This window comes from Nonomuraea purpurea, from assembly GCF_042650645.1.
Lineage (GTDB): Bacteria > Actinomycetota > Actinomycetes > Streptosporangiales > Streptosporangiaceae > Nonomuraea > Nonomuraea purpurea.
On the sequence record NZ_JBHSBI010000001.1, the window covers coordinates 151,911 to 171,262 of the forward strand.

Annotated in this window: 22 protein-coding genes; 9 read left to right on the forward strand and 13 right to left on the reverse strand. The window is 67.0% G+C overall.

What is annotated here, in order from left to right; genetic code table 11:
* Positions 1-209 precede the first annotated feature (209 nt).
* From ACFOY2_RS00710 to ACFOY2_RS00730, 5 genes are all read right to left on the reverse strand, one after another.
* On the reverse strand, positions 210-689 hold the full coding sequence (locus ACFOY2_RS00710; protein ID WP_379525900.1) for a hypothetical protein: 480 nt from the start codon (positions 687-689) through the stop codon (positions 210-212).
* Between the two features lie 107 nt (positions 690-796).
* Positions 797-3,004, reverse strand: coding sequence for a hypothetical protein (locus tag ACFOY2_RS00715; protein ID WP_379525901.1), 2,208 nt, complete (start codon positions 3,002-3,004; stop codon positions 797-799).
* A complete protein-coding gene (locus ACFOY2_RS00720) occupies positions 3,001-3,243 on the reverse strand; it encodes a hypothetical protein (protein WP_379525902.1) in 243 nt (80 codons plus the stop codon). The genes ACFOY2_RS00715 and ACFOY2_RS00720 overlap by 4 nt, the downstream gene beginning before the upstream one ends.
* 493 nt (positions 3,244-3,736) lie before the next feature.
* Positions 3,737-3,949: a DUF397 domain-containing protein gene (locus tag ACFOY2_RS00725; protein WP_379525903.1), complete on the reverse strand. Its 213-nt coding sequence runs from the start codon at positions 3,947-3,949 to the stop codon at positions 3,737-3,739.
* Complete coding sequence (locus ACFOY2_RS00730) at positions 3,937-4,761, reverse strand: helix-turn-helix domain-containing protein (protein ID WP_379525904.1); 825 nt, start codon at positions 4,759-4,761, stop codon at positions 3,937-3,939. Before ACFOY2_RS00730 ends, ACFOY2_RS00725 begins: the two co-directional genes overlap by 13 nt.
* A gap of 148 nt (positions 4,762-4,909) precedes the next feature.
* Here ACFOY2_RS00730 and ACFOY2_RS00735 point away from each other — a divergent pair, with 148 nt between their 5' ends.
* Positions 4,910-5,389 (forward strand): ATP-binding protein, encoded by a 480-nt coding sequence (locus ACFOY2_RS00735; RefSeq protein WP_379525905.1) that lies wholly within the window; start codon positions 4,910-4,912, stop codon positions 5,387-5,389.
* A gap of 165 nt (positions 5,390-5,554) precedes the next feature.
* Here ACFOY2_RS00735 and ACFOY2_RS00740 read toward each other — a convergent pair whose 3' ends face one another.
* Positions 5,555-5,791: a hypothetical protein gene (locus ACFOY2_RS00740; protein WP_379525906.1), complete on the reverse strand. Its 237-nt coding sequence runs from the start codon at positions 5,789-5,791 to the stop codon at positions 5,555-5,557.
* A 272-nt stretch (positions 5,792-6,063) separates the two neighbouring features.
* Between ACFOY2_RS00740 and ACFOY2_RS00745 the strand changes: the two genes are divergently transcribed.
* Complete coding sequence (locus tag ACFOY2_RS00745; RefSeq protein ID WP_379525907.1) at positions 6,064-6,804, forward strand: aminoglycoside phosphotransferase family protein; 741 nt, start codon at positions 6,064-6,066, stop codon at positions 6,802-6,804.
* 57 nt (positions 6,805-6,861) lie between these two features.
* Positions 6,862-7,083: a hypothetical protein gene (locus tag ACFOY2_RS00750; RefSeq protein ID WP_379525908.1), complete on the forward strand. Its 222-nt coding sequence runs from the start codon at positions 6,862-6,864 to the stop codon at positions 7,081-7,083.
* 104 nt (positions 7,084-7,187) lie between these two features.
* Here ACFOY2_RS00750 and ACFOY2_RS00755 read toward each other — a convergent pair whose 3' ends face one another.
* Positions 7,188-8,027: a helix-turn-helix domain-containing protein gene (locus ACFOY2_RS00755; RefSeq protein WP_379525909.1), complete on the reverse strand. Its 840-nt coding sequence runs from the start codon at positions 8,025-8,027 to the stop codon at positions 7,188-7,190.
* Positions 8,028-8,141: 114 nt separating this feature from the next.
* On the opposite strand from ACFOY2_RS00755, the gene ACFOY2_RS00760 reads away from it, so the two are divergent.
* A complete protein-coding gene (locus ACFOY2_RS00760; RefSeq protein WP_379525910.1) occupies positions 8,142-8,735 on the forward strand; it encodes an NADPH-dependent FMN reductase in 594 nt (197 codons plus the stop codon).
* Positions 8,736-8,771: 36 nt separating this feature from the next.
* Here the strand turns inward: ACFOY2_RS00760 and ACFOY2_RS00765 are convergent, their stop codons facing one another.
* A complete protein-coding gene (locus ACFOY2_RS00765) occupies positions 8,772-10,499 on the reverse strand; it encodes a beta-galactosidase (protein ID WP_379525911.1) in 1,728 nt (575 codons plus the stop codon).
* 18 nt (positions 10,500-10,517) lie between these two features.
* Positions 10,518-11,690: an ROK family protein gene (locus ACFOY2_RS00770; RefSeq protein ID WP_379525912.1), complete on the reverse strand. Its 1,173-nt coding sequence runs from the start codon at positions 11,688-11,690 to the stop codon at positions 10,518-10,520.
* Between the two features lie 158 nt (positions 11,691-11,848).
* Between ACFOY2_RS00770 and ACFOY2_RS00775 the strand changes: the two genes are divergently transcribed.
* From ACFOY2_RS00775 to ACFOY2_RS00785, 3 genes are read left to right on the forward strand one after another with little or no spacing between them, the layout of a single operon-like run.
* Positions 11,849-13,159, forward strand: a complete 1,311-nt coding sequence (locus tag ACFOY2_RS00775; protein ID WP_379525913.1) for an ABC transporter substrate-binding protein — start codon at positions 11,849-11,851, stop codon at positions 13,157-13,159.
* Positions 13,156-14,064, forward strand: a complete 909-nt coding sequence (locus tag ACFOY2_RS00780; protein ID WP_379525914.1) for a carbohydrate ABC transporter permease — start codon at positions 13,156-13,158, stop codon at positions 14,062-14,064. Before ACFOY2_RS00775 ends, ACFOY2_RS00780 begins: the two co-directional genes overlap by 4 nt.
* Complete coding sequence (locus tag ACFOY2_RS00785) at positions 14,061-14,918, forward strand: carbohydrate ABC transporter permease (RefSeq protein WP_379525915.1); 858 nt, start codon at positions 14,061-14,063, stop codon at positions 14,916-14,918. Before ACFOY2_RS00780 ends, ACFOY2_RS00785 begins: the two co-directional genes overlap by 4 nt.
* Before the next feature lie 45 nt (positions 14,919-14,963).
* Here the strand turns inward: ACFOY2_RS00785 and ACFOY2_RS00790 are convergent, their stop codons facing one another.
* The 3 genes from ACFOY2_RS00790 to ACFOY2_RS00800 are packed head-to-tail and all read right to left on the reverse strand — an operon-like array spanning position 14,964 to position 16,885.
* Positions 14,964-15,842 carry a hypothetical protein gene (locus tag ACFOY2_RS00790; RefSeq protein ID WP_379525916.1) on the reverse strand — a complete coding sequence of 293 codons (879 nt, stop codon included), beginning with the start codon at positions 15,840-15,842 and terminating at the stop codon, positions 14,964-14,966.
* A complete protein-coding gene (locus ACFOY2_RS00795; protein ID WP_379525917.1) occupies positions 15,839-16,168 on the reverse strand; it encodes a PadR family transcriptional regulator in 330 nt (109 codons plus the stop codon). Before ACFOY2_RS00795 ends, ACFOY2_RS00790 begins: the two co-directional genes overlap by 4 nt.
* Before the next feature lie 24 nt (positions 16,169-16,192).
* Positions 16,193-16,885, reverse strand: coding sequence for a TetR/AcrR family transcriptional regulator (locus ACFOY2_RS00800; RefSeq protein ID WP_379525918.1), 693 nt, complete (start codon positions 16,883-16,885; stop codon positions 16,193-16,195).
* Between the two features lie 219 nt (positions 16,886-17,104).
* On the opposite strand from ACFOY2_RS00800, the gene ACFOY2_RS00805 reads away from it, so the two are divergent.
* Both ACFOY2_RS00805 and ACFOY2_RS00810 read left to right on the forward strand, forming a co-directional pair.
* Positions 17,105-18,016: an NAD-dependent epimerase/dehydratase family protein gene (locus tag ACFOY2_RS00805; protein WP_379525919.1), complete on the forward strand. Its 912-nt coding sequence runs from the start codon at positions 17,105-17,107 to the stop codon at positions 18,014-18,016.
* 105 nt (positions 18,017-18,121) lie between these two features.
* Positions 18,122-18,511, forward strand: coding sequence for a hypothetical protein (locus ACFOY2_RS00810; RefSeq protein ID WP_379525920.1), 390 nt, complete (start codon positions 18,122-18,124; stop codon positions 18,509-18,511).
* A 10-nt stretch (positions 18,512-18,521) separates the two neighbouring features.
* On the opposite strand, the gene ACFOY2_RS00815 is transcribed toward ACFOY2_RS00810, so the two are convergent.
* On the reverse strand, positions 18,522-19,343 hold the full coding sequence (locus ACFOY2_RS00815; RefSeq protein WP_379525921.1) for a trypsin-like serine peptidase: 822 nt from the start codon (positions 19,341-19,343) through the stop codon (positions 18,522-18,524).
* Positions 19,344-19,352 lie beyond the last annotated feature (9 nt).

Genomic DNA, 19,352 nt, shown 5'->3' on the forward strand with positions numbered 1-19,352 from the left:
CCTCCCGTCTGCTCGTGGTCTGGCGTGAAAGTGGTGGTCAGAGCCGATGATCCCCGTGTGTTGGTCATGATGGACGCTCCCCCCGAAGCGTTAAGATGATCTACCTAGACTCATCTACCCATAGTGATCATTTCCACACTTAGAGTGATACCCCCGCCGCGCCCCACGAACAGCGGGAGGCGCGGTCGAGTCGTCTGCGCTGTGGATTGTTATGTGCCGGGAGTGCAGTTGTACACCTCGCCATAGCGTTTTTGGGCAATGCGCATGAGCTCGGTCATGTCCTTGATCGCATCTCTGCCTTTGGCTACTTGGGCCAGATAGATGTCTATCATTCGATGCTTGCGGTCACAGAGAAACGTCGCGCTCACCCGGTACGGTTGGTCGGTCGATGGGCTGTTCGTCAAGTAGGCGGCCATGCCGTCGCCGAGATCGACAGGGAGCTTGACACCGCCATGTCGCGTGTACATGTTGCGCCTGCTACCCATAAGGAAGTCCAGATGCTCCTGATTCGTCTTGCCGCCGACTTGTAGCCACCCCACCTCGAGTGGCCGATGGGCCGCATCGGTGGTCCAGCACTCCCCGTTGTTCTCGCTGCCCGTTGTTTTCTCAGGGAGTACCCCAGTTGCACCGCTCACCAAGCGAAACGCCTGTTCGGGGACGAGCCCGCAAATGTAAGGGGCGGAATCCATGACCGGTTGGGAAGCTGGGGTGGGTGTGGAGACGATGTCGCTCTCCGGAGTGCACGCTGCGGCGAGCCACACGAGAGCGGCCAGAGCGGCAGGAACACGAGAATGCCTCATCTGCCACCTCCGGGAGAAGATGGGATCTGGAGGCCAAGGTAGTCGTCTACCTCACTGGTCGTGCGGAAAGTGCCCCTGAAACGATCGAGTAGATCGCCGCTGCCCCCCTTATCTCGAGCCCATACAAGGAACTCGCTGTACTCTTGCGGGCTCATCTCGGCGAAGGGTTTGACCGTCAGTGGGGTTCCGGTGGCGAATGCCCAACTCTTCATATCGAGGTTGTCGAGCAACCCCTTGTTCAGCATCGAGGTGGCGAGCATCTGCTCTGCCAACCTCTCCACCGCCAGTCGATTGTCCGCCAGCGTCTGGTGTGTCTCGTCCAAGCCCCGCTTGTGGTCGAACATCCGCTGGGCAACCTGCTTGGCCGTCTCGTCATACGCCGCTCCGGCGAGCTTGTCGTACCCCTTGCCGATCATCTCGCCGAAGGCGCCGGTGGCCAATTGGCCAACTTGCTTTGCGCCCGGTACCGGAAGCAGCCCCAGGGCGTTGCCCACCATGCTCTTCAGCGCCTCGTCCGCCTTCTTGGCGTCCAGCTCTTGGGCGATCAGCACTTGGCGACGGATCTCGACGATGTGACTGAAGGGACGTGCCTCGGCCACGGTCCGGTCGGTCAGAAACTGCATGATGTCGGCCTTGTCGACCCGTCCGTCCTCGTCGAAGTCGAACTCCTTGACGTGGGCCTTGGTGAATCCGAGTTGCTCGGCGTTAGAGGCGTTGAGACCGACCGGAGGCACTGTCTCGAGCGCTGCCCGCATGTGTTCAGTCTGCGCTCGTATCAGTGCCTCGAATCCGGTGTCGTTGGAGGTGGCCAGCGCCAGCGCGTAGGACATGTCCTTGGCGGCGACCTGGCCGAACGTCGCGTGGTTCAGGAGGAGCCGGGAGAGCTGGTCGATGTTGGCGGCGATCGCGCGGCTCAGAGGGTAGCTCAGAGGTGCGTACCGATCGAACGCTTCCCTGTTCTTGATCTCCAGATTGCCGTTGTCGGCTTTGCCGAAGGCGCCGCGCATCTCGTCGGCGATGATCTTGGTCGTTTCGGCGGCCAGCGCCTTGGAAGTCGCGTCCTGGCCGGTCGTGGCGGTCACCAGCATGTCGCTGATCGGCTTGTAGTCGCCCAGGTAGCGGGAAGCACCCCACCGGGTCGTCAGCAGGTAGTCCAGTCCGGACTCCTTCCATCCGGCCGGGGTGTGGTTCAGGAGTGCGTGGGAGGCTTCCCGGCTGGACTTCGCGGCATGAAACAGGTTCTCCACCATTGATGACTCGTTCTTCATGCCCGGACTGCCCGCCTGCGAGTCCGGACTGAGCATGGTTCCGAGGCCGAGCGCGCCGGCCAGGTCGAGTATGGGGAGCTGGATTCCCCCGAAGGGACGGCCCAGCACGTCCTTGCTCGCGGCCCATTCGTTCTTGCGCTGCTCGTGCTCGTAGACGATCACGTCGCGCCCGACGACTTCCATGAACTCCTTCGAGAACGGCGGCTTCCCATCATGGGCACGCCAGATGAGCGCCTGGGCCTGGTAACCCGAGTACCTCGTGTCGCCCGCCTTGTGCTCGGCGCGGCCCTCCGCCACCAGATCCTTGAGGAAGTCGTCGCCTACATACGCGGGATTCTTCGGATCGGTTCCTCGGGCCAGAGCCGCGCTCAGCATACGCAGGGCCTTCTTGCCTTGGCTGGAAAGCCGGGCCATGAGAACGGAGTCCCCATGGATCCTGGCGTCGCACAACCGCGCGGCGAGTGAGCCGGGCAGCCGCGTCACGCCCTGGGTGCCCAGCGTGCCGAGGAACGCCTTGACGAACTCCGCGTCCCCGGTCCGTGACGCGTACCTCTCCAGCTCTGCCAGCGCCTGGGCGTCTCCGTCCGCGGCCTTCAAGGCAGCACGACCTGCCAGTGTCCCGTCCAGCAGCCCTTCGGCGGCTACCAGGCTGTCAGGCATCTCCAAGAAGCTCCCTGCTGGCATGCTCCTACCGAAGGTGACCTTCTGTCGTTGCAGCTCGTGGACCAGTTTCTGCCGTCGCCGCAGGTCCTCGGCCTGAGTGGTGACCCGGCCGGCCAACTGCCGCAGCCGCGCCGCTGGAGAAGTGTCGAGCCCGGCGCTCTGCAGTTCGCTGTGCAGGGCCTGCGCCAGTTCCTCCAGCCGTCGGGCCGCCTCAGTGTGTTTGCTCGCCATAGCGTCGAATTCGGACTGCTTGACTCCCGTGAAGTCCGTCATGGCTTGTCCGGAAGCGAGGCCAGCTTCTGGTTCGCGGTGTGCACGGCCTGCGTGAGCATGTCCCGCAGTTCCCTCTGGTCGGCGTGGACCTGGGTGCCGAACCGGGCACCCGTCGGGCCTACCCACGCGTCGTTCTCCATCAGGCGGCAGGAGGAATCGAGCGCCCACCAGTGGTCGTCCGACAGCCGCTGGATCCGCTCCGCCACGGCCCGCATCGCCTGGCGGTCGAGGTCGGCCAAGATGATCCCCTTGTACGTCTCGCTGCACCAGAACAGGTCAGGAGGCGGCGTCTCCCCCGTGCACACACCGTAATCAACAACACGTCAACAGAACAAGCTTAAATGCAGTGAAAGGCATGGCGCGTTCGAGTTTTGCTCGAGAACGGGATGTTTTGTCCGACTGGGTCATGGCTCGGGTCTCTTCAAAGGAGGAGCTCGCCAGTCCTGCCCGCATTTTAATCTTTGCTCAGCGGAGAAGAAACCATGCGGCTGTTCATTGAACATCAACTGAAACAGCCGGGTGAGACGGGACCAGATGGTTGATGAGTACGCCATCAAGGGCGAGAAGGAGCCTCTGCTGTCGGGCCAGGTCAAGGCGGGGGCGCGACTGTGCGCAGACTGCGGCCGACGCTGAACAGGTGGCCGGCGGAGCCGCTGGCAGAGGGGTTTTGTTCAAGTAGATGAGAAAGGCTTCGGTGAAGTGGGGCCCTTCTCGTGGGGTGGCCTCGATGGTTTAGTCGAACTCGCCTGCTTTTGCGCCGTCGATGAAGGCATTCCATTCGCTTGGGGTGAAGACCAGCGCTGGTCCGGTTGGGTTCTTACTGTCGCGGACGCCTCGACGGCCTCCGGATAGCACGGCAACTTCGACGCAATTACCTCCGTTGGGACCCGATCGGGTGGATTTGCGCCATGTGGCAGCGTTGAGTTCCTGGTTCAGCTCGTCCATCGCCGCAGTGTCTCCTTGATCACTTCTAGGGACTCGCGCTGCGACAGTGCCTCAGAACGGATCCCGTCGTACCACAATGCTAGGGTTCTGACGCTCTCTGTCCAGTCGGTTACCTGGGGAATGGAAGCAGCTTCCACGTATGCCGTGTCGGGAGTTCCGTGAGCCTGGGAGATAGCGAATCCTCCGAGAAGGCCGGTCGTGCAGTAGGCATTGAGAGGAAGAACCTGGATCGTGATTCTGGGTTTTTGGGCGGCTTCGAGAAGATGGGTGAGTTGTGCAGCCATCACAGCAGGGCTGCCGATTGGACGGTGTAGAACACCCTCATCGATGACTACCCAGAGGATGGGTGGTTTGGGTCGCCGGAGGATCGACTGCCTTTCCATACGAGCGATCACATGCTCTTCGATCTCCTCTGGTGTCACGCCAGGCTCGCCGCTCAGCACCGCCCTGGCGTAGTCCTCGGTTTGGAGCAGGCCGGGCACGACCAGTGGTTCCCAGGTTCGGATTGCCTCCGCCGTGGCCTCGACGTCGAGCCACGGCCGGAACCAGGGTGGAGCCGACGCGTGGCTGACCATCGGCCAGAGCCGCATCAGCGCGCCCTCCGCCTCCAGCGCCTCGTCGCAGAGTCGGGCGAACTCCTCCGTCGGTGACCGCCTGGCCGTCTCGATCATGCTGATCGTGCCGACGGAGTAGGACACCGCCTTGGACAGGCGGAGCTGGGACCAGCCTCGGGCTTTGCGGTGTCGCCGCAGTTCGAAGCCGAAGAGCGCGGTCGGCGAATCGGCGGGGCATAGTTCGCTTTCCTTTGGCACCTGACCTCCCGGGGGATCGCCACCGTTTCAACGAAGCTTTCACCGAAACCGTTGATGGCTAATCGAAGTCAATCGACTACCTAGTGTAGTTAAAGCTTGGGATGGTGGGAAGGCAAACGAGGCTGACTTCTTCGAGGTTGGTGAAGCCATGAAAACAGCCAGTGCGGAGCCGAGGGTCATCGGTTCGATTCATCTGGCGGGCATTCGCGAGTCCGTCTCGCACGCCCGCTCCGAAGTGCGCAGATGCCTCGGAGACGACCACCCTTGTGTCGACGACGCCGTGCTGGCGGCATCCGAGCTCGTGACCAACGCGCTCCGGCACTCCGACGCCCGGCCGTACGACCTCATCGGCCTCACCGTCACCGCGACGGAGGGCATGGTCTACGTGGAGGTGCGTGACCCCGGTTCTCCGTTCTCCGCGCCGCACATCCGGCAGGAACCGGAGGCGATGGACGGCCGGGGGCTGTTGATCATCCGTGAGATCTCCCAGGACTGGGGGACCCGGGAGCACGGTCGTGGACTTGGTCGTACCGTCTGGTGTGCCATCCAGGCCGTCAATCCTTCCGCTGATGATCCGTCCGCTCCCGAACCGGTCTCCGGATCGGCCTGCGGAGGCGGCTCTGGCTGAATGCGCAGCCAGTCAGGGCCAGGCAGGCGCGGCTGTCACGAAACCGTCCGGCCGGAATCTTCCCCATAGCTCCAGGCCGGGCACGGCCCCCGATGAGTAGCCCATCACACCCTCATCGGGGGCCATCTCCACACTTCTGGCCACAGACCGCACCGGCTGGATGGATCAGGCGGGGGAAGCGAGTCCGGCGAGTTCCAACCTGCGGGCGTGCAGGGTCTCGGAGCGGATTCGTAGGAACTCCTCGTAGTGGTGGCGCATCGCCGCCTCGTATGCCTTCTTGGTCACCAGGCAAGTGGCCATGTGGTTGAGGATCTGCTCCTCGCCGAGTTCGTCGGTGAAATCTCGCAGGTATTCGGCGGGCGGCTGGTTGGAGACGAAGATATTCGCGATTGAGTTCAGCATCACGATGTTGCTCAGGCGTAGGGTCGAGCTCGGCCCTACGGCACGCCATGCCAGCACGAGCATGCCCCGTTGACTGAACCAAGCGTGGAGATTCCGCAGCTCAGGGGGCGGATGGTGTCTACGGTCACCGGTCAGGTGGCGGGAGCGGAGGACAAGCTCGCCCAGCTCGACCGACGCCCCTCCAGCCGCCGCGTCGGAGACCTCGGCATTCCCACGATCATCGGCCTCAACGCCGTCCCACGCATTCCAAGCACTGAAAAGGACTCCCCCCCATGCGGCACGTCCCCGTTGAAGTTCCCCTGGCAGGAGGACGCATCACCCCAGGCGTCGTCCGTGTCGCCGATACCGTTCGACGGCCCGCCGCGGCCTCCTCCGCCTTCGTCGCTCAACTGCTCACACACCTTGAGCGACGCCAGTTCACGGGAGCGCCGCGCTACCTTGGACGGGACGAAGCCGATCGCGATATTTTCAGCTACCTGCCCGGCCGGGTGGCGGACAGGTTCCAGCGCTGGAGCGACGCTCAAGTCGCTTCAGCTGGGGCGCTTCTTCGCTCGTTGCACGACGCCACCCGCGGTAGCGGCCTCACCGGGGAGCATCCTGTCGTCTGCCACCACGACCCCGGACCCAACAACACGGTGTTCCGCGCCGGGCTACCAGTCGCCTTCATCGACTTCGACACCGCCGCCCCGGGCGATCCGCTCGAGGACATCGGATACATGGCCTGGACGTGGTGCATCTCCTCCAAGACCACCGCGCCGCCAGCCACCGCGCAAGCCGCCCAGGTGCGGGTACTCGCCGACGCCTACGGACTCACCGCCGCGCGCCGTGCTGATGTCCCCGATGCGATCCTCGACCGCCAATCCCGCAACGCCCGCTGGTGGGCAGACCGCTTGACCGACCCCGGCAATTGTCCGGCCAGCCCCGAACAAATCACCTCCCGCGTCGCATGGTCCGAACGTGAACACGCCTACACCAGTACCAACCGCCTGGTCTTCGCGGCGGCCCTGCGATGACACCAGGTTCCCCGGCAACTCCAAAGTTGTGACTCTGGAAAGTTCAGAGAAGCCTGCATGCTGAACGTCAACCCAAAGATGCTCGATCGTCTCAAGGAGATCGAAACCGATCTCCTTGCCAGCCGCGAACGCGCTGAGGCGGATGGCTGGATCAGTGAGGTCGAAGGCATCGATCTCACGCGAAGCGCGATGCGCGTAGACCAGGCTTCCGGCGGCGTAGGTCGGCAGGGCGAAACCGAAAGCCGCCGCAGGCTCACTCGGTCGGAGATACGACCGTAGAGGGGATGTCGGCTGAGAACACCAGCAGACTCATCAGGGGCGGGGAACCGGTACGGGTCCGGCCCGTCGACCCTTTCGGCATCCGGAGCAGTGCTCGGGCCGCGTCAGCCGATCGCGCGAAGAGCGCCGCCGGGGCGACGGCGCAGGCGCTCCATGGCCCGCATCGTCGGCTCGTCGGCGGGCAGGAGGATGAGCAGCTGTTGTGCGTCGGTGCGTGGCAGCTCCAGCCGTTCTCGCTGCCAGCGCAGCTCGTGCGCGGTGGGGTGGTTCAGCCGGAGCGGGACTTGTGGCGGGGGCAGGTGGCGGCCGAGCCGCTGCGTGAATTCTTGCCCGGCGAGCGGGGCGAGTTCGTTCTTGAACCACTCGGAGGTCTCCGCGGACGGCCCGAGCCACAGGTCGAAGGCCTGTTCGTCGGCCACCTGGTGCCAGTCGGCGAAGAACGTCCGGGCCCGCGGATCGGTGAACACGTAGCGTGTCAGGTTCGGAGCCGGGGTCTCCAGCAGCCCGCTCCCGCGCATCACCAGCTCAAACCCGCTCGTGTAGGCGAGCACGTCGCCCAGCCGGTTGGTGACGAAGGCGACCGCGGGCTCGAGGAGTCGGAGAGTCTCCAGCATGGTCGGGCGGACATCGCGGCTGGGCGGCGCCGGCCGGCGGGGCCCGGCGCAGGCTCCGCCGGTGATCTTGACGAGGTAGCGCAGATGGTCGCGTTCCGCGGCGTCCAGGCTCAGGGCGTCGGCAAGGGCGTTGACCACGGCGGGGGATGGGTTGCGGTCTCGTCCCTGCTCGATGCGGCTGAGGTACTCGACGCTGATCCCGGCGCGCGCGGCCAGGTCTGAGCGCCGCAGCCCAGGTGAGCGTCGGCGACCGCGGTCGGGGAGCCCGAACGACCCGGGTTGGATGCTGTCGCGCTTGGCGCGGACGAAGTCGCCCAGTGGCGTGCCCATGACACAGAGCCTAATGAGCGGTGCCGACGCGCTGGAAGCCCGCAGGGTGGCCCTGCGAGGGCGAGCCTGAGCTGGGTCTGGCTGCTGCTCTCACAGCGGTGGACGGTGGAGCACATGAGCAAGAAGCACACATTGGTCATCATCGTCGGGAGCACCCGCGAAGGACGGTTCGGGCCCGTCGTCGCCTCCTGGGTCGCCGAGCAGGCGCGTCAACACGGTGGGTTCGACGTCGAGGTCGTCGACCTCGCCGACGTCGAGATCCCGCTGTCGTTGCCGGCGGTGTCGCCGAAGTTCGCCGGCGACTCCTACCCGCGTCCTGAGGGAATGGCGGCCCTGACGTCCCGCCTGGAGAAGGCGGCGGCATTCATCCTGGTCACGCCCGAGTACAACCACAGCTACCCCGCCTCCTTGAAAGCCGCCATCGACTGGCACTTCACCCAGTGGACGGCCAAACCCGTGGCCTTCGCCAGCTACGGCGGCGCGGCCGGAGGCCGTCACGCCGTCCTGCACCTGGAGAACGTCCTGACCGAACTGCACGCGGTGACGATCCGCGACGGCCTGATGTTCCCGAACTACTTCACCGCATGGCAGGACGGGCGGCCACTGGATCCCGCGGCGCCCGGGTATGCCAAGACCCTGCTGGACCAGCTCGCCTGGTGGGCCGCCGCCCTGAGCGCGGCCCGCGAGACGAGTCCGTACCCAGCTTGACAAAAGGCCGAATGACACCGTTCGCGGTGGCATTTCTCAGCCCATGACGCCGGCTCGTGCCAGGACCTTGGCGTAACCGGACGCGTCCAGCCTGGTCGAGATGTACCAGGCGGTTCCCGATCCCACCTGATGCCGGGTGATCGCCGGGTGCCCGTCGGCGTAGGTCGCACTCGCCACGGCGCCGGTCAACTGAACGTTCTCGCTCCAGAAGTCGCCGGTCGTCCCGTCGGACAGCGTCACCGGGCCGGTCAGCGGGTGGAACTCCGTGACGCGGACGCCAAGGAGGTCGCGCAGGGCGCCGGGGTAGCCGCCCAGCCGCACGCGGGTGTCAGGGTCGACGACGCCGCTGAAGTAGGACACGATCAAGGTGCCGCCGCCTTCAACGTACGCGGCCAGGTTGGCGGAGGCCTCGTCGGAGATCAGGTAGAGGGACGGCACCAGCACCGCCCGATAACCCGAAATATCGTGGGAAGGGTGGAGGAAGTCGGCGGTGAGGCCGTGCTTCCACAACACCCGGTGCGCCTGCTCCACCGACACTCGGAAGTCCAGCCCGGCAGCGGGCAGGCCAGGGTTCCTGAGCGCCCAGCCCGCCTCGTCGTCCCAGACGATGGCCACCTCCGCGGCCTCGGCGGGCCGCGCCGGAGGAAGCGTGGCGAGCGTCCGGCCCAGTTCTTCGATCTCGCGGAAGACTCGGCTGTCGGCACCCGCGTGCGGGACCATGCCCTGGTGCCACTGCTCCGCCCCGCCCCGTCCGGCCCGCCACTGGAAGTGCAGCACCCCGGCGGCCCCGCGGGAGACGTATTCGAGGCTGCGCCGCAGGTGTTCTCCCGGCTCCAGCGCGAGTGTCCGCTCAGGGGTGTACATGGCCGCGACGCCCTGCTCCATCAGCATCCACGGCTTCCCGCGCGCCCAGGAACGGGCGAGGTCGGAGGCGAAGGCGATCTGGGCCAGGCCGCCGTCACCGGGTTCGTCGGTGTAGTGGTCGATCGCCACGAGATCGACCTCGGCCGACCATTTCCAGTGGTTCAGGGGCGTCCATCCGGCCATCACGTAGTTGGTGGTCACCGGCTGGTCCCCGTGCAGGCGCAGGATGTCGCGCTGCTCGCGGTAGTGGGCGAGCAGCGCGTCGGAGAAGAAGCGGCGGTAGTCCAGCGACTGGGCGGGGTTGGCCCGATACTGGGTGGCCCGCGGCGGCAGGATCTGCTCCCATGAGGTGTAGTGCTGGCTCCAGAACGCCGTGGTCCACCTGTCGTTGAGCGTGTCGAGGGACGTGTACCGCGCACGCAGCCAGGTACGGAAGGCCGTCGCGCAGTGATCGCAGTGGCAGGTCGTGCCGTACTCGTTGTGCACGTGCCACATGGCTGTCGCCGGGTGCGCGCCGTACCGCTCGGCGAGCGCCGTCACGATGCGGCGCGAGGCCGTCAGGTACGCGGGGGCGTTGACGCAGTAGGTGTCCCGGCTGCCATGGGCGAGCCGGACCCCGTCGGCGCCCACCGGCATCGCGTCCGGGTAGGCCAAGGTGAACCAGGGCGGCGGAGAGGCGGTCGGAATCGCCAGGTTGACCCGGATGTCGTTGTCGTGCAGCAGATCGAGCACCCGGTCGAGCCAGCCGAAGTCGTAGACCCCCTCCGACGGCTCAAGCCGCGACCAGGAGAAGACCCCCACGGTGGCGAGATTGACCCGCGCCCGGCGCATCAGCTCGACGTCCTCCTGCCAGACGTCCTCGGGCCACTGTTCGGGGTTGTAGTCTCCGCCGAAGAACACGCATTCCTCCAACAGGTCTCAGTCGCTGCCGGTGACGAAACTCTGGATGGCGACCACCGCGCCGCCACGGGCCCATTCGCGAAAGTCGTCCGCCTCGATGATCACGTCGGCGGAGTTCGGCACGCCTCGCCGGTTCGCGCCGAGGGCCTGGTGGAGGTCGTCCTTCGCGACGCGAGCCAGTTCGACGCCTTCGCCGGCCACGATCACCGTCTTGACCATGGAACACGTCGTGATGTGCGCGATGAGCCTGCCGAGCGCGTCCGCGGCCTCGCCGACGACGCTGCGGCACACCTTGTCGCCTCCCTCGGCCAGGCGCATCACCTCCGCGTACGTCACCGGCCGCCGTAGCCCCTGCCCGGCGGCGGTCACGATCGACTCGCTGGACAGGTACGCGGCGGCGCACCCGCGGTGGCCTTCCGGGCACATCGGCCCGCCGCCGTTCAGTACCAGATGGGCGAACATGCCGAGGTCCGCCTCCGTCGCGGCCACCAGGTGGTCGTGCACGACGAGGGCGTAACCGATTCCCGCCCCGATCGAGACGAGCGCGAAGTCGCGCAACCCGCGGGCCGCCCCGAACCAGTGATGCTGGTGGGCCAGCGCCGCCACGTCGTTCTTGACCACACACGGGACGCCCAGCGCCTGCTCGAGCAGTGACTTGAGCGGCACCCGCCGCCAGCCGAGGAAGGCCGAGTCGACCAGTCGCTCGCCGCCGAGTTGAACCGCGGCGCGGGCGTCTCCGGCGAGCGTGACACCCGCGCCGACGGGTGGTTTCCCGCCGCCGGACAGCTCGTTCAGCAGTCGCCTGGCCTGGCGGCACACGGCCTCGGGAGTGTGGTCGGAGATCGGCTCGTCACGGGCCGCGACGATCTGGGCGCGCAGGTCGGTGACCACGGTGTGGACGTGGTCCGCGGTCAGCTTGACCCCGTAGAAGCGGTGTTCGCCCGCGGCCACGTCGAGAGGGCGAGTCGGGCGGCCGTTGACCGGGTCGTGCACCACGTCGCCTTCGACCAGGAGCCCGGCGCCGACCATGGGCTTGGTCAGTCTCGTCAGGCTGCCGGTCGACAGGCGCAGGTTTCTGGACAGTGCGGTCCTGGACGCGGGGCCGTGGATGATGAGCTCCTTGACGATGGAGCGGGCCGCGTCGGGCAGGTCGCCCCACATTCCGGACCAGCTCCCGGACTCAATCTCCATCAGCGTCGGCCTCCCCGGTTGACTTCGTCGCGAAACTACTATGCCGCATTTCTCCTCAGAATCCCCGAAAAATGCAGATAGGTAGTGACATAGCTCTCATTTTGTCTCTAGTTTGGCTCTGTTGCGAAGCCAGATCGCTTCGCATGGAGGAGGTACGGATGCGTATCACGAGGCTTGGCGGCACCATCGCGGCGCTCGGCGCGGCCGCCGTCCTGGCGGCCTGCTCGTCGGGCGCGCCCGGGAGCACCGGCACGCAGGCGGCGAACGCCGCGCCCGTCACGCTGGAGTTCTGGTGCTGGGGCACGTCCCAGAAGGCCAAGGTCGAGGCGTTCACCAAGGCCCACCCGAACATCCAGGTCAAGCACACCGACGTGGGAGGTGGCACGGACACCGCGGCCAAGCTGCTCACGGCCAACCGGGCAGGCAACGGCCCCGACGCCGCCTGCATGGAATACGACACCCTGCCTTCCATGATCGTGGCCGGGGCGCTGGCCGACATCTCCGCTTACACCGGCGACGTCAAGGACGCTTTCAGCCCAGAAGTGTGGGACCTGACCAGTTTCGACGGCGCCGTTTACGGAGTGCCGCAGGACGTCGGCCCGATGGTCCTGGTCTACAACAAGAAACGTTTCCAGGAGTTGAAGATCGAGCCGCCGGCCACCTGGCAGGACTTCGCGAAGGTCGCGGCGGACGTTCGCAAGAAGGACCCGGAAGCCTACCTCGCGACCTTCGCGCCGTCGGAGTTCGGCAACTTCGCCGGGCTGGCCCAGCAGGCCGGCGCCTCCTGGTGGAAGATCCAGGACCAGACGTGGACGGTCGGCATCGCCGACCAGACCTCCCTTCAGGTGGCCGACTTCTGGCTGGGGCTCATCGACAAGGACCTCGTCAAGGCCGAGCCCCTGCTCACCCCCGAGTGGAACAACCAGTTGAACAAGGGCAAGATCCTCACCTGGCCGAGCGCCCTGTGGGCGCCGGGTGTGCTGTACGGAATCGCGGAGAAGCAGGCGGGCGACTGGGCCATCGCGCCGCTCCCGCAGTGGAAGGAGGGTGACGACCGGGTGGCCTTCCAGGGCGGCTCCGCGTTGACCGTCACCAAGACCTCCAAGCACGCCGAGGCCGCAGCCACGTTCGCCAAGTGGATGAACACCAACAAGACGGCCTACGACCTCCAGATCGGGCCGGGCGAGTACCCGGCGTCGCTGGCCGGTCAGCAGGCCGCGAGCAGCAGTTCGCCGCCCAAGCTGACGGCGAACCAGAAGGACTACTGGGACATCGCCACGAAGGCGGCCCAGCGCACGATCCCGCACATCAGCTGGGGCCCGAACGTCAGCGCCGCCAAGAGCGCGTACGAGGACGCCGTCTCCGCCGCGATCCGTGAGCGCACCCCGCTGAGGGACGCGCTGACGAAGACGCACACCCAGGTGGTGGCGGACATGAAGGCCACCGGCTTCAAGGTCGCGGGCCCATGAGTACCGTGACCAGGCGGAGATCCCGGGCGCCGTACGTCTTCGTCGCGCCCGCGGTGCTCCTCTTCCTGGCCTTTCTGGCCATCCCCATCGGCTACGCGATCTACCTGAGCGCGCGTGGCCTGCGGCTGAGCGGCAAGGGCATCTTCGGCACGCGCGAGGAGGTCTTCGTCGGGCTCGACAATTATGTCAGGACGTTCACGGACCCCGAGTTCTTCGCCGGCTTCGGCAGGCTCGCCCTCTACGGCCTGATCAGCGTGCCGCTCACGCTCGGGCTGGCGCTGCTGTTCGCGCTGCTCCTCGACCACGCCGGTGTGCGGGCCAAGAGGTTCTCGCGTACGGCGATCTTCATCCCGTACGCCGTTCCTGGCGTGACCGCCTCACTGCTGTGGGGCTTCATGTATCTGCCCTCGACCAGCCCGTTCAGCTATCTCACCCGGGAGCTGGGGCTGGGTGAGATCCCGTTTCTGGGAGCGGGCGGCGTCTACCCGTCGCTGGCCAACATCGCGGTGTGGGGCGGCGTCGGCTTCAACATGATCATTATCTACACGTCGCTGCGCGGCATCCCGTCGGAGCTCTACGACGCGGCGCGCATCGACGGAGCCTCCGAATGGCAGATCGTCCGGCGGATCAAGATCCCGCTGGTGGCGCCCGCGCTCGTGCTCACCGGACTGTTCGCGCTGATCGGAACCCTGCAGGTGTACGGCGAGCCGACCACCGTGAAACCGATGACCACGGAGATCTCCCAGAGTTGGGTGCCCCTGATGCAGATCTATCGCGACGCCTTCCTCCGGGACGACCTGCCGCTGGCCTCGGCCGCCTCCGTCCTGCTGGCAGCGGGCACCCTCGTGGTCTCGGTCGTGCTCCTGAAGGTCACCCAGAAGCGCGCGTTCGGAGGCATGCGGTGACCGCTACCGGCCAGGTGCTCCCGCACCGCCGCGCCAAGATCCTGCCCACCCTCGTCCTGCTCATCGGCGCGATCTACTGCCTGGTGCCCGTCGCCTGGGTGCTCGTGGCCTCGACCAAGTCGAACGGCGAACTGTTCTCGACGTTCACCTTCGCCCCGGGAACGGGCCTGCTGGACAACCTGCGCGACCTGTTCGCCTACGGGGACGGCCTCTACCTGCGATGGACGGCCAACAGCGTCCTGTACGCGGGCGCCGGCTCCGCGGTCTCGACCCTGATCTCGACGCTGGCCGGGTACGCCATGGCCAAGTACGACTTCCGCGGCCGCGACATCCTGTTCTACGCCATCCTGGCTGGCGTCCTGGTGCCCGGCATGACGCTGGCCATCCCGCAGTACCTGATCATGTCTGAGATCGACCTGGTAGGCGGCTACTGGTCCGTCCTGCTGCCGGGCCTCATCTCGCCGTTCGGCATCTACCTGGCAAGGGTGTACGCGATGGCGTCCGTCCCGGATGCGACGATGGAGGCGGCCAGGATCGACGGGGCGAGCGAGTATCGCATCTTCGGCTCGATCGGGTTGCCCATGATGGTCCCCGGCATGGTGACGATCTTCCTGCTGCAGTTCGTCGGGACCTGGAACAACTTCCTGCTGCCGTACATCATGCTGTCGGACGAGACCAAGTTCCCGATCACCGTGGGCCTGTACACCCTGCTCAGCAAGGGCTCGGGCCAGCCCGCTCTGTACGGCATCGCCATCGTGGGCGCCGCCGTGTCGGTGCTCCCCCTCATCGCCCTGCTGCTGTTCCTGCAGCGCTTCTGGCGTCTCGACCTGCTCAGCGGAGGGTTGAAGGGGTGACGCCATGGATGTCACGGCGCCGGCCCCCCTAGGTTGAGCGCGCTTTCACGCGAGGTTGAGCTCGCTGAGCATGGTCCTGCTCCGTTTGAGCACGCTCCTGGCCACCAGCGCGGACATCCAGACGCTCAGCAGCGCGCTCGCCGTCACCATCCCCACGAACGACCACGACGCCTTCTCTGCGCCCATCACCAGCACGGCCGCGACGCACATCCAGGCGAGCGCGTGGCAGATGGCCGCCACCGCGAGGGCCGTCCCGGTGCCGCGCGTGTCGTAGCCCAGCGCGGGTACCTCGGCGGCCATCATGGGCAGCGGCAGTACGAGTGCCATGAGGAGCGGCACGAAGAAGCCGCCGACCATCGCGGTCCCCAGCGGCCCGACGGGATAGCCCCAGTCGAAGAAGACGTGGCCGACGAAGATCGCCCCGACCAACCCCACGGGGATGGCCAGGAACAGGGCCGTCACGACCACCCGCCGCGTCGCCAGCCGTACGGCCGGCCCGTGCACGGAGTGGCGCGATGCGGTGAGGCAGGTGCGCAGCAGCGGCGCCACGGACAGCACCCCTTGGATGCTCGCCATGGTGAAAAAGGTCTGCGCCATGCCCCGCATGTCGGCGGCCAGTCCCACGCTCGCGGCTTCGGCCCACACGCCGTGCAGGCTGGCCACGTCCCGCACGCCGGGGTTCCACAGCAGCAACAGGGCGGCGCCCGCGACGGTCAGGACGGCCGCGAGCGGGATCCGCACGGGGCCTGACCCCGGGACGCGCCGCAGGTGGAGCCAGGCGTCGGCCGCCCCGCGGACCAGGTCGACCACCGTGCGCATGCGGACGGGTCTGGACGCGAGCAGGTCGTCGACCTCCTCGGCGTACCGCTGCCGCCACGCCTTCGGGTAGAGGCTGAGCGCCAGATCGGCGAGAAACCGTTTCATGAGAGCCCCCAGGCGATCCCCGCCCGGCGGGCGCCGGCCTGTTCGATGCGACGCAGGGTGGCGAGCTGCTCGCCCAGCGCCCCGCGCCCCGCCTCGGTGATCCGGTACGGCTTGCGTCGCTCGGACGTCTCGACCGGCTCGATCCAGCCGCGTTCTTCCAGCCTCATCAACGCTCCGTACAGTGTGCCCGGCTCCAGGGACGTACCCGAGAACTCTTCGATGTCGCCGATCATCCGATAGCCGTGTTTCTGTCCCTCAGCCAGGCTGATGAGCACCAGCAGCGCCACGTCTGTGAAGCGGCCGAGCTCCTGAGTCCTACGTGCCATGTATTCAGTAAAACTTAGTAAGTTCTACTGAGCAAGTCCGATGGTTGCCGCCATCAGCCGCATCGAGTGGTCGAAGGCCGTCCTGCGGTTCTCGATCGTGTTGTTGAACTGGCCGAACACCTCGAAGTTGACCCACCCGTACAGCGCGGTCCACGCCGAGATCGCGCGCCAGATCACGTTGTCGGGCACGCCGGGCATGAGCTCACGGAAGTCGGTCGCCTCCGCCGCCAGCTCCGGCGGGGGCTCAGCCGAGGGTGGTCGCACGGCACCCGCCCGCCAGGCGTCGGAGACGATCCGGCCGAGCACCATGACGTCGCGTACTCTGGCCGCGATCGTGTCCTGCGGGGCCTGGTAGCCGGGCACGGGGGAGCCGTAGAGCAGCGCGTACTCGTGGGGGTGCGCCACCGCCCACTCGCGCACCGCGTGGCCGGCCGTCAGCCAGCGCAAAAGGAAGTCGTCCTTTGGGCAGCCGGCGTCGGCCTGTTCCACGGCCGCGCCGATGGCGTTGTAGCCGTCGATGATCAGCGCGGTCAGCAGGTCGTCGCGGCTCGGGAAGTAGCGGTAGATGGCGGAGGAGACCATGCCCATCTCGCGTGCGACGGCCCGCAGTGACAGGCCGCCCGCCCCCTCGGTCGCGAGCTGGCGGCGCGCGATGTCGGTGATCTCCCTGGTGAGCTCGGCCCGGACGCGTTCTCTTGCGGTTCGGCTGGCAGTCATGGTCAGCAGGCTATCAGAGCGGTGCCAAAAAACGAGAGCACTGCTCTTGACGACTATCGCTCTCTTGGGAGAGCATTGCTCTCGTAAGTGAACAGTGAACATGTTCGGCGGCGGGGCCCTGGCCCTGTACGCTTCCGGGCTGATCACCCCAGCCGTTGTGTTCTTCGCAGTTTTCGCCGTCAACGCGGTCCTCCGCATTATCTGGAAGCAGGTCTGATCATGGGCAAGCACGTCATCGTCGGTTCCGGTCAGGTCGGCGCGCACCTGGCCACCAAGCTCCTCGCGCAGGGGCACGAGGTCACCGTGGTGACCCGCTCGGGCGGTGGCCCCGAGGGAACGATCAAGGTGGCCGCCGACGTATCCGACAAGGCCCGGCTGGCGGAGGTCACCGAGGGGGCCGACGTCCTCTACAACTGCGTCAACCCCCAGTACCACCGCTGGCTCACCGACTGGCCGCCGATGGCCGAGTCCTTCCTGGCCGCCGCCGAGTCGAGCGGCGCCGTGTACGTGATGGTCGGCAACCTCTACCCGTACGGACCCGTCTCGGGGCCGATGGCCGAGGACCTGCCGCTCGCCTCCGCCAACCCCAAGTTCGAGGTGCGGGCGAAGATGTGGAACGACGCGCTGGCAGCGCACCAGGCGGGCCGGATCAGGGCCACCGAGGTACGCGGCTCCGACTACTTCGGGCCCGGCGCCAGTGACCAGTCGTACCTGGGCGACCGGTTCCTCGTGCCGCTTCGGGCGGGCAAGACCATCCAGGTCCCCTACCCCCTCGACCAGCCGCACACCTGGACGTACCTGCCCGACGTGGCCGACGCGCTCATCGTGGCCGGTGGCGACGAGCGGGCCTGGGGCCGTCCGTGGCACGTGCCCAGCGCGGAGCCGCTGAGCTTTCGCCAGTTCGGCGAGCGGATGGCGAAGCTGCTCGGCCTGCCCGCGCCCCGCATGGCGCAACTGCCCTGGCCGCTGGTGCGGGCCGCGGGGCTGTTCGTGCCCATGCTCGGCGAGCTCAAGCACGTCCGCTACCAGTTCACCGAGCCGTTCGTGCTCGACTCCTCGGCCTTCCAGAAGACGTTCGGCGTCGCGCCCACCCCGATCGAGGAGGCGCTGAAGGCCACGCTCGACGCGTGAAAGCAGCCATGATCGGCCTGGGCGACCTCGCGGAGCAGCCGCCTGCCGGCCAGGCCGCCTTCGACCCGCCCAGGCCCTGGAAGACGCAGCAGGAGGAAGCTGATAATGGGTGACCAGGAAGACCGGACGCAGCAGCGGATCACGGAGCGCCTCAAGGAGAAGGGGTGGGTTCGCGAGCCGGCGGCGGAAAGATTCGACTGGCCGGACTTCGCCTTCGACAACACGCGGGCAAACCTGGAGTTCTTCTACTCGGCGGCGGATGACTGGGTGTGCCTGGGGCTGCTGACTCAGGATCAGGAAGGCCATCTCAGGGTTCACTTCGGAGACGAGATCGACTCACTCCTGGACGCTGTGATCGCCGCTCAGCAGCAGCTTGACGCTGATCACTGGGACGCGTTCATCGAGATCCTGCTGGCAATCCCGCTACAGGTGTACGCAATCACCGGAGAAGACGAGGACGACGTGGTGGAGCTGCGGAGTCACGCCACCGCCTGACGGGCGGGGGTCAACTGGCCGGGATGAGCCGCATGGAGCGGTCGGCCTTGGCGAGCATCCGGTCGAAGGTCGCGCTGAGCCGGGTGAGCACCGTGTACCCCTGGGCGTCCCTCAGCGGGCTGGACGACGACACCACGCCCGCCACCGACCCCCCGTACAGCGCGGGCCCCCCGCTGCCTCCCGCCGTGGCGTGGCAGTTGTGGGTGACCATCAGGCCGGGCCCCTCGGAGAGCGCTTCGGCCGCGTCGCCGACGCAGCGGTACAGCGTCGTCCCCGGATAGCCCTTGCCTGCCGGATACCCCAGCAGTTCGAGCCCGCGCAGCTTCGTGCCCCGGGTGGTGGTCAGCGGCGACAGCCCCCGCCCGGTGACGGCTTCGAGCGGGCGCTTGCGGCGGACGACCCCGACCAGGCCCACGTCGTACGGAACCAGATCAGGAGAGTACGGCCTGCTGCGCCACTTCTCCGGCACCCACGTGCGCACGACCGGCCACACCCCCAAGGGCGGCCGCCGCTGGTCGTAGCCCGGCAGGAAGGCGAGGCTCTTGAGCGGCCGTCCCTCGTGGTAGAGGCAGTGCGCGGCCGTCAGCACCAGGCTGCGGCTGCGCGAGCCGATCACGGTGCCTGCGCACACCACGTCGCTGCGCGAGACGGGATCGTGCCCGAGCAGCAGCCCGCTCAGCCGCCGCGCCCCCGTGAAGGGGCGCGGCACCGGCGCGTAGCCCATGCGATCGCCGTCAGGGGTCAGCACCCGGGTGACGGGGACGTTGCGTTGCGACACCTCGGACACGGCGAGTGGATCGAGCAGGGCCAGAGACAGCACCAACCTGAGCACCCTCACACC